Source organism: Flavobacterium praedii (genome assembly GCF_026810365.1).
GTDB classification, from domain to species: Bacteria; Bacteroidota; Bacteroidia; order Flavobacteriales; family Flavobacteriaceae; genus Flavobacterium; species Flavobacterium praedii.
Genome location: NZ_CP113948.1, coordinates 3,218,620 through 3,228,946 on the forward strand (window position 1 = coordinate 3,218,620; position 10,327 = coordinate 3,228,946).

At 35.5% G+C, this 10,327-nt stretch carries 10 protein-coding genes; all 10 read left to right on the top strand.

Annotated elements, in window-relative coordinates:
• The first annotated feature begins 49 nt into the window (after positions 1-49).
• Positions 50-2,173, top strand: coding sequence for a Tex family protein (locus OYT91_RS13630; RefSeq protein WP_281238397.1), 2,124 nt, complete (start codon positions 50-52; stop codon positions 2,171-2,173).
• A gap of 19 nt (positions 2,174-2,192) precedes the next feature.
• Positions 2,193-2,498 carry a DUF6922 domain-containing protein gene (locus OYT91_RS13635; protein ID WP_281238398.1) on the top strand — a complete coding sequence of 102 codons (306 nt, stop codon included), beginning with the start codon at positions 2,193-2,195 and terminating at the stop codon, positions 2,496-2,498.
• The gene (locus tag OYT91_RS13640; protein WP_281238399.1) at positions 2,453-2,815 is read left to right on the top strand and encodes a nucleotidyl transferase AbiEii/AbiGii toxin family protein; all 363 of its coding nucleotides are present in this window, start codon (positions 2,453-2,455) and stop codon (positions 2,813-2,815) included. The genes OYT91_RS13635 and OYT91_RS13640 overlap by 46 nt, the downstream gene beginning before the upstream one ends.
• A 68-nt stretch (positions 2,816-2,883) precedes the next feature.
• Complete coding sequence (locus OYT91_RS13645; RefSeq protein ID WP_281238400.1) at positions 2,884-3,063, top strand: hypothetical protein; 180 nt, start codon at positions 2,884-2,886, stop codon at positions 3,061-3,063.
• 431 nt (positions 3,064-3,494) lie between these two features.
• Positions 3,495-4,199 (top strand): Crp/Fnr family transcriptional regulator, encoded by a 705-nt coding sequence (locus OYT91_RS13650; RefSeq protein WP_281238401.1) that lies wholly within the window; start codon positions 3,495-3,497, stop codon positions 4,197-4,199.
• 307 nt (positions 4,200-4,506) lie between these two features.
• Positions 4,507-5,952 carry an alginate export family protein gene (locus tag OYT91_RS13655; protein WP_281238402.1) on the top strand — a complete coding sequence of 482 codons (1,446 nt, stop codon included), beginning with the start codon at positions 4,507-4,509 and terminating at the stop codon, positions 5,950-5,952.
• Positions 5,953-5,976: 24 nt separating this feature from the next.
• Positions 5,977-7,212 carry a CmpA/NrtA family ABC transporter substrate-binding protein gene (locus tag OYT91_RS13660; RefSeq protein ID WP_281238403.1) on the top strand — a complete coding sequence of 412 codons (1,236 nt, stop codon included), beginning with the start codon at positions 5,977-5,979 and terminating at the stop codon, positions 7,210-7,212.
• Between the two features lie 388 nt (positions 7,213-7,600).
• On the top strand, positions 7,601-8,488 hold the full coding sequence (gene ntrB, locus OYT91_RS13665; RefSeq protein WP_281238404.1) for a nitrate ABC transporter permease: 888 nt from the start codon (positions 7,601-7,603) through the stop codon (positions 8,486-8,488).
• Positions 8,489-8,713: 225 nt separating this feature from the next.
• Complete coding sequence (locus OYT91_RS13670) at positions 8,714-9,520, top strand: ABC transporter ATP-binding protein (protein WP_281238405.1); 807 nt, start codon at positions 8,714-8,716, stop codon at positions 9,518-9,520.
• 181 nt (positions 9,521-9,701) lie between these two features.
• Positions 9,702-10,115 carry a hypothetical protein gene (locus OYT91_RS13675; RefSeq protein ID WP_281238406.1) on the top strand — a complete coding sequence of 138 codons (414 nt, stop codon included), beginning with the start codon at positions 9,702-9,704 and terminating at the stop codon, positions 10,113-10,115.
• The last annotated feature ends 212 nt before the right edge of the window (positions 10,116-10,327 follow it).

The following is a 10,327-nucleotide window of genomic DNA, read 5'->3' on the forward strand; positions in this document are numbered from 1 at the left end:
TACATTCCTTTTTCTATTTTTACAGGATAATAAAATTACAGCATAATCAATGACCAATTTACAATTCATTTCAAAATACGTTGCCACGGCAACAATCAACATTCAAAATACGGTTCAATTATTACAAGAAGATTGCACGATTCCGTTTATTTCGAGATATCGAAAAGACAAAACGGGAAATCTGGACGAAGTTTTTATCGAGAACATTGCAAAATTCCAAAAAGAGTACGAAGTCATTGTAAAGCGTAAAGAAGCGATTTTAAAATCGATTCAGGAGCAAAATGCATTGACATCGGAATTGGATAAAAAAATCCAACAGAGTTTCGATTTACAGGAATTGGAAGATTTTTATCTACCGTATAAAAAGAAAAAAAGAACCAAAGCCGATGTAGCGAGAGAGAATGGATTGGAACCTTTGGCGAAAATTATAATGGCGCAAAGTAAGGATGATGTTGATTTCTTGGCAACACAATACTTGAATGAGAACGTGATTAATGAGGAATCGGCTTTGCAAGGCGCGAGAGATATTATTGCCGAATGGATTAATGAAAACATTTACGTTAGAAAACAGTTGAGAAGATTGTTTGAGCGTAAAGCGACGATTACAACTAAGGTGGTTAAATCCAAGAAAGAGGAGGAAGGTGCCCAAAAATTCAATCAATATTTTGAATGGGCAGAACCATTGACCAAAGCGCCATCACATCGTTTATTGGCTATTATGCGAGCCGAAAACGAAGGTTTTATCAAGTTCAAAGTGGATGTGGAGTTAGACGACGCTTACGACATTATTGATGAATTAATTATTAAAGGAGACAACAGTACCACGCCACATATTCAATTAGCGATAGAGGATAGTTACAAACGCTTGCTGAATCCGGCAATTTCGAATGAAGCGTTGCAGGAAGCAAAGGCGAAAGCGGACATTAATTCGATTCAGGTATTTGCTAATAATTTAGGGCAATTGTTATTGGCACCGCCTTTGGGCGAAAAAAGAATTTTGGCAATAGATCCTGGATTTCGTTCGGGTTGTAAAATTGTTTGTTTGGACGAAAAAGGGGATTTGTTGTATAACGAAACCATTTATCCGCATGCTCCGCAAAAGGAAGAAGCAATGGCGATGAAAAAGATTAAATCAATGGTCAATGCGTACCAAATTGATGCGATATCGATAGGTAATGGAACAGCTTCTAGAGAAACCGAATTCTTTATCAAGAAAATCGCTTTTGACAAACCAGTTCAGGTTTTTATTGTCTCGGAGGCGGGCGCTTCCGTATATTCGGCTTCAAAGATTGCTAGAGACGAATTTCCTAATTATGATGTAACGGTGCGAGGATCGGTTTCTATAGGGAGAAGATTATCGGATCCATTGGCCGAATTGGTAAAAATTGACCCAAAAGCAATTGGCGTTGGACAATACCAACACGACGTAGATCAAAACAAATTAAAGGAAGAATTAGACAATACCGTGATTCGTTGCGTGAACTCGGTGGGAATCAATATCAATACGGCGAGTAAACATTTGTTGAGTTATGTGAGTGGAATAGGAGAGAAGCTTGCTGAAAATATTGTGACTTATAGATCTGAAAATGGTCCTTTTACCGACAGAAAACAGCTAAAAAAAGTACCTCGTTTGGGTGATAAAGCCTATCAACAAGGAGTGGCATTTATCCGTATTTCGAATGCCAAAAATCCTTTAGACAATTCGGCAGTGCATCCAGAAGCGTATGCTATTGTGGAGAAGATGGCCAAAGATTTGAAATTGACCGTAAACGATTTGATTGCCAATGCAGCAAAAACAGCTTTGATAAAACCTGAAAACTACATTACGGCGGATATTGGAGTTTTGACTTTGAAAGACATTATAAAAGAGCTTGAAAAACCGGGATTAGACCCTAGAAAAGCAGCTACGGTTTTTGAATTCGACCCGAATGTAAAAACAATTAAAGATGTAAGAACGGGAATGATTTTGCCAGGAATTGTGAATAATATTACCAATTTTGGTTGTTTTGTTGATATTGGGGTGAAAGAAAGTGGATTGGTTCATATTTCGCAACTCAAAGCTGGTTTTGTGAGCGATGTGAATGAAGTGGTCAAATTACACCAACATGTTACCGTAAAAGTTGTGGAGGTTGACGAGGATAGAAAGAGGATTCAATTGACAATGGTGATTTAAAAATAATTATCTTTGTTATATGAAGAAGGAAATAAGCATAGAAGATTTTTCTCCACATCTTTTTTGGGATGTGGATTTTTCTGATTTTGACTTTCAAAAACATAAAATTCATTTAGTTCAAAAAGTATTAGAACATGGCTTAATAAAAGATTGGAATTTATTAAAAGACGTCTATGGTTTAAATACAATTAAGGAAATTTCACTTAATATAAGAAGTTTGGATGCTGTTACACTTTCTTATTTAGCGGCACTTTTCAATATTGATAAAAAGGAATTCAGATGCTACAAACACAGACAGTTGTTCCCGAATTACTGGAACTCCTAAAAAAAATAATGTGCGAAGAATTGTTTCTTGATTATCATTTAGTTGGCGGCACTTCATTGTCATTGCAAATGGGTCACAGAAATTCGATAGATATAGATTTGTTTGGCAATTGTGAAATAAACCAAAACCTATTTATTGATAAACTAAAAGATTACGGTCAAGTTATTGTTACTCAAAGCACCAAAAATATTTTGATTGCTGAAGTGAACGGAATAAAAGTTGATTTTGTAAATTATAAATACCCTTTGTTATCAAATCCTATTCTAATTGGACATATAAGAATGTTGTCTACAATGGATATTGCAGCAATGAATTAAACGCAATTGCAGGACGTGGCTCAAAAAAGGATTTTATTGACTTATATTTTTTGTTGAAAAAATTTTCAATGCGAGAAATGCTTGATTTTTATAATCTTAAATATTCAAATGGTTCGGAGTTTATGGTTTTGAAAAGTTTGTCCTATTATGATGATGCCGATGAACAATTAAATCCTAAAATGCTTCACAAAGATTTTAACTGGGAAATTTGCAAACAAAAAATAATTGAGGAAGCTTTAAAACTATAAGTATTTGTCGCGATTATTGATGCTAAAAAGTGTATTTAGTTGGTGGTGGCGATTAAAATTTCTAATAATATTCAAAAAAATCCCAATCCAAACATTTTGGATTGGGATTTTTGTTTCAGTAAAAAACTACAAAACACATAAAACTACGTATTTTTACTTATGTGTAAAGAATTACGAATTTCTAAAAATGTACCGATTCTAAGTAGATGAAATGATAGTTGATGTTATTTTTTCGTGCTCATTTATAAAGAATGCACAAAAAGCAAGCTGTTTTTCGAGCTGATTGGGCGGCCTGTTGGGTAGTGCCAACTATTGTGTATTGCGAAAAACTCATATATTTACTTCAAAAGAAGACAGTTACAGTATTTTTTTTACTGATTTTGTCAATTAACCAAGATTTGTTCATTGGATTAAAAAATAAACAACTACAGATGAAAGAAAATCAAGCCATTTGCAACAATTGTAGTAATGAAAATTGTTTTATCAAAAAGCATATTCATTTGCCCAACATGCAAAGTTATATAGAGAAGAAACACAGTTTTAGCTGCAAGAAATCGCAACAGTTTATTATTGAGGGGGCACCTATTCAGGGACTCTATTTTGTGCAAAAAGGAAAGGTAAAAACGGTAAAAACAGGAATCAACGGCAGGGAACAAATTGTAAGGTTTACGACCGATGGGGATACGGTTGGTTTTAGGGGTTTTGGAACGAGCAATCGGTATTTGATTGGAGCTTATGCCTTGGAGGATACCATTTTGTGTAATTTTAATAATGAGGTGATGATGGACATTCTTCAAAATATTCCCGAATTCACTTATGATATGATGCTTTTTTATGCCGAGGAATTAAACAAGAGCGAGAACAACATTCGGAAAATCGCCCACATGAACGTGAGAGAGCGCGTGATTGATACCTTATTATACATTCACCGAAAATTTGGTCAAAAGAATGAGCTGATTAATCTTGATTTGTCCCGTAAAGAGATTGCCGATTTTGCTGGTACGACCGAAGAGCAAGTGACTAGGGTGATTTCGAGTTTGAAAAGAGAGGAATTAATTAAAACGGTTGGTAAGAAAATAGGTTTGCAACAAATTAACAAAATGAAATCGGAAATTATGGAACATAAGTATGTCTAAGTAGTTTTGGATTTACACTTTGAATTTAATAAGCCCTTTTGGGGCTTTTTTTGTGGAAATATATTTCCTTTTTTTGGCAAAATATTTTTTAGGCTTTACAAAATACGTGCTTCTGTTTAAAAGATAAGTATTGGTTGATGCCATTAATCAAAGGACTTCGCGAAAAATTATTGCGTAAACGCAGTTAATGAATTGTTTTCTGGATATTTTTTGTTGTGTAAAAAAGAGGTTTTATACTGTAAAAAGCAAATACGTAAGTATTAATACGTATGTATATTTGCTTCATACTAATCAAAACCAATTTATTATGCAAAAGAGTACTACCACAATACAAAAAATAAAAGCACTAAAAGAAGGCCGAAATTTAAAATCTTTGGTATTAGGTTTGACTATAACATTAGTGGGTTGCAATACCGTCAATGCACAGTTAACCGCTACTGGACAGTTAAGAACACGATCAGAATTTAGAGACGGATACAGTACTTTGCAAGCGAAAGACGCGGAGACTGCCATATTTACTTCACAAAGAACGCGATTGAATGTTGGTTTTACGGGATACAGATTCAAGTTTTTTGTAGCCATTCAGGATGTACGTGTTTGGGGGCAAGATGCTTCAACAATTAACAAAACTACAACAGCAGAAAATAACGGTGTACAACTGCACGAAGCTTGGGGAGAAATTATGTTGAACGACACTATAAGCAACATTCAAAATTTATCTTTAAAAATAGGACGTCAAGAGATTTCGTATGATGATCAAAAAGTAATAGGAGGACTAGACTGGTTGCAACAAGCGCGTTACCACGACGCGATTGTCTTGAAATATTTCAATAAAGGATGGACAGCCGATTTTGGAGTCGCTTTCAACCAAAACAAAGAGCAATTGGTAGGAACAATTTATAATGGTGTTCCAGCGGCAACTTCAGGATATACAGCAGGTACAAACGGTTTGGGCACCAATTACAAATCATTGGAGTATGCTTATATCGCTAAGAAATTTTTCTTTGGAGACATTTCTTTTTTATTCCTAAGCGATAATTTTAATAAATATACCAATGTAACTACGGGAACTCCGGCAGTGACAACCAAAGTAAACGAACAAGGAATCTGGACCCGTAACACTACCGGTTTCTACTATAATGTGAATGCGACCCGAAAACTTAAACTAGAAGGTAGCGTGTACCACCAATTTGGACATGACAAAAACGGTCGTAGTTTGAGCAGTAATTTGGCTTCGATTACTACGACTTTGCAAGTGGGCAGAAAATTATTTGTAGGTCCTGGCGTTGATTATTTATCAGGAAACGATGGAACAGAAGCAGTTACAGCAACCTCCACCAATAATCAATTTGACCCGCTTTATGGTACACCTCACAAGTTTTGGGGAACTATGGATTACTTCTACGCACCAAGCGGTTTTGGCGCACAAGGTTTGTTAAACTACTTCTTGAAAGCCAAATACAACTTGAAAGACAACCTAACTCTTTTTGCTGACTTGCACGGTTTTGAATCGGCTAACTCTTTGTCAAATGGAGCAGGAGGAAAACAAACCAGTTATTTAGGAACTGAATTGGATTTGAAAATGAATTACAGCTTGACCAAAATGGTCAATATTGAAGCAGGTTATTCTGTAATGAAAGCTACCAATTCTATGGCATCGGCTCAAGTCAAAAATGTAGCCAATGCAAATCTTACTCCGCAATGGGCATATATAATGGTAAATATTAAACCTAACTTTTTGAATAAAAAGTAATTAATAAACTAAAAACAAAAAAAAATGATACAATCAATTAATAATAGAAGTACACTTTTTACCACCTTGATGTTGGTAGCGTGCGTGGTTTTGTTCTCTTCTTTCAAAACAAATCCAAAACCACCAGTTAGCGAACCTATCAAGCTCGGTTTTATTCCCTTAACCGATTGTTCGCCAATTGTCATGGCCAAAGAATTGGGTTTATTTAAAAAATACGGAGTTGAAGTGGTGGTAACCAAAGAAACGTCTTGGGCCAATATCCGTGACAAAATCTTAACAGGCGAATTGGACGGCGCTCATTGTCTTTATACGATGCCTTTTTCAGTGTACACTGGAGTAGGAGGAAAGGCTGGCTCCGAAATGAGAATTGCCATGATGCTAAATGTAAACGGTCAAGCGATCACATTATCGAATGACTTTTGCGGAAAAGTAGGTTTCAAACAAATGAATAAAGTGACTCCCGTTGTGGCCGCCAAATTGAAAGCCGAAAAAGAAGTGACTTTTGCGATGACTTTCCCTGGAGGAACCCACGATTTGTGGTTGAGAAACTGGATGTCATTGGCAGGATTAAATCAAAAAGCAGTAAAAATCATCACCATTCCGCCTCCACAAATGGTAGCCAACATGAAAGTAGGGAATATGGACGGATATTGCGTGGGGGAACCTTGGGGCGGAGTTGCCGTAAAACAAGGAATTGGATTTACACAAATTGCTTCACAGGATATTTGGAAAGACCATCCTGAAAAAGCATTGGTTGTCAACAAAGAATTTAGCGAAACCCGTCGTGAGGATCTTAAAAAAGTAATGAAAGCCATTCTCGAAGCTTGCATCTGGCTGGATAATCCTGCCAACCGCAAGAAAGCCGCTGCCATCATTGGGAAAGCGCCTTATGTAAATGCCGCTGCCGATGTTATCGAATCGAGATTGATGGGCGATTACAACTTAGGTTGCAACCAAGGAACCGAAGTTTATACCGATGATTATATGTTGTTTTACAAAGGAGGAACCGTAAATTATCCTCGTAAATCTTACGCAATTTGGGCTATGGCACAATATGTTCGATTTGGATATTTGAAAGAAGAACCCAATTACAAAGCCATTGCCGATAAACTAATCTTGCAGGATTTATACGAAGAAGTAGCCAAAAGCATGAAGATCAAAATCCCTACGGATGATATGAAACCTTTCTCCCTCACGATGGACAAAACAGTTTTCAATCCAGCAAACCCATCCGCTTATTTAAAAGTGGTGAAACGTTAAAAATAGTTGGGCGTGACCCAGTTGAGCAAAGGGGCTTACTTATAGCACCGCTCATTCAGCCCCTTTGCTCAACTTGGTCGGGCTATCCGCGCTACTTCGGTAGCTAGCTTTTATCCCTCACGCAGCTTCACGGATTTCAAGAGCAATTGATCTAATAGGTTTTCAAAACGGGTTAACCTGAGTTCGATCATTACTCTAAAACCTATTTATAAATAATGTACTTAATACTCCTACAAGGTTTTTTAAGAACCTTGTAGGTATCTTTTCTTCGGTATTTATACTTACAAGGTTAAAAAAAACCTTGCTGGATATACAATGAAAAACAAATTATTAAATAATCGAAATCAGGTTGTTTGGTAAAATCAAAAAAAAATTAAAATTCACAATTATGTCACATTCAACTTCAGCAACAATCGAAACCCAGGGGCAAGATATAGCCCACACTAAGAAGAAAATTATAGGTGGATTAATCAAGAAAAAAACACTTAAAAAAGCGTCACGCTATATTTTAGAAAAAGCAAAATCGATCCTATTTGCTTGTATTGGATTGACCATTTTTTGCGGATTTTGGAGTCTATTGAGTTATTATACCAAAGAGGCGCTTCCTGGGCCAACAGCAACCTTAACCGTATTATTCGAAATGTTAAGCGATCCATTTTATGATTATGGTCCGAATGACAAAGGAATTGGCTTGCAATTGTTTGTCTCCATCAAAACCGTTTTATCGGGTTTTTTATTGGGTTCTTTGTTTGCAATTCCTTTTGGAATTTTGATTGGTGCCAGTTCAATTTTCAAAAAAATATTTTACCCTATCGTTCAGTTCTTAAAACCGGTTTCGCCTTTGGCGTGGTTTCCTATTGGTTTGGTGGTTTTTAAAGACACCGGAATGGCGACTATTTTCATCGTGTTTATCACCTCTTTGTGGTCTACATTAATCAACACTTCTTTTGGGGTGAGTACCATTCCGCAAGATCATAAAAATGTAGCCAAGGCTTTTGGTTTCTCAAAATGGAGGTATTTGACCAAAGTTGTTTTTCCATACACCTTGCCACACATTATCACGGGATTGCGATTGAGTATCAGTGTGGCTTGGTTGGTTATTGTTGCCGGCGAAATGTTATCGGGTGGAGCAGGAATTGGATTTTTTGTTTGGGACAGCTGGAATGCATTGAGTTTGGAAAAAGTGATTTCGGCCATCATCATCATCGGCTTTGTCGGAATTATTTTTGACGGATTTTTTACAATGATTGAAAATAAAGTGTCTTATAAAGCGTAAAAAAGACTCTAAGATACTGAGACGCTATGTTTCTAAGATTTAGCAACTTCAGTAACTCAACATCTTAAAAAAACAGAATGCTGATTTTTAGCCCCGATAGCAGTGAAAATCCTTTTTATTTTTTCTTTAAAAATAAAAAGATTGCAACGAATAGCGGGAGGACACATGTTAAAAAAACAAATGCTTCTGCTCCCAAAAAACGTAGAAACTTAAAAACAAAAAAAAATGAGCTATTTAGAAATAAAAGATTTGGAAATTTCTTTTCCAACTCCAAAAGGGAAATACATTGCAGTAAAAGATATTAACCTTTCTATCAAAAAAGGTGAAATCATATCCATCATTGGACATTCGGGTTGTGGAAAATCAACGATTATGAACGCGATAGGAGGGATGCTTACCCCAACGGGCGGATCGGTAGTATTGGACAATAAGAATATCAAAGGACCAGGACCGGATCGCGGAATTGTTTTCCAAAACTATTCGTTATTGCCTTGGTTGACGGTGGAAAACAATATTTTTCAAGCGGTGGATTCGGTTATGGATTGTTCCAAAGCCGAGAAACACGAGATTGTGATTCAGAACCTCAAAATGGTGAATCTGTTCCAACACAAAGACAAATTACCGGGACAGCTTTCGGGCGGGATGAAACAAAGAGTGGCTATTGCGAGAGCGTTTGCCATCAATCCAGGAGTATTATTGATGGACGAACCTTTTGGTGCATTGGATGCTTTAACCAAAGGCTCGATGCAACTCGAAGTTTTGAAATTGTGGAATCTAAATAACAGAGAGAAAACCATCGTGATGATTACGCATGATATCGAAGAAGCGCTGTTCTTATCAGACCGAATTGTGGTTTTGCACAATGGCCCAGCTTCTACAATTAGAGAAATTGTTGAGGTTCATTTACCAAGACCTAGAAATAAAATTGAAATTGTAAAAACTCCTGAATATATTGAGTTGCGAGATCATTTATTGCATTTATTGACGGACCATTTTTCTATTGAAGATATGGGAGTTACTTACAAAAGTTAATAATTGGTAAAAAAAATCCCAAACTCCTTATATAAATATTGGAGATTTTAGTTTCTATAATAAAGGTTTTTCAAGAAATTAAGAAAATCATTTTTTGAGTACAATTATATTTTACTAAAAAAAAATTTTTTAATGCTTTTTTTGTAGATTTATATTGTAAATCAATTAAAATCAAATTCTTATGAAAACAAATTTAAAACAATTCTTAGTGTTGGTATTATTTGTAGTGTTGATGCCAGTAGTTTCTTTCGCACAAAAAAAAGTAGATGTTACCTTGTCGCCAGATAGCCCAAACAAAGTAATCAAAGGGACTTTTAAGGGAGATGCATATATTGACTACGCAGTTTATGTAGAAGAAGGACAAATGTTTAAAGTTTCGTATAAAGGCAGCACCAATTCATCTTCTTTTAATTTGATGCCACCGGATGAAAGTGCAATGGCATTGCATCGAGGAGATGTAGATGGTAATAATTTTTCAGGTAAAATTGCTAAAAGCGGAATTTACACCATCAGAGTTTCACAGATGAGGAGCGCTGCTAGAAAAGGAACAAGTGTATCTTTTACTTTAACTTTAAGTAATATTAGTCCAAAATAAAAAGATTAAATAAAAAAGGACTGTAATTTGTTTTACTATTTATAGTCATTTTTCATTTAAAAATTGAATAGAAGTTTGTAATTTTTTTTAATAAAGAATATTTTATAAATCATTAATAATAGATTTAAGATGATTATGAATTTTTGGTATTGTAAATCAGATTTCTAATATTGAATTTTTTCTAATTGTTCTTTACTGAGAATCTTGCTATT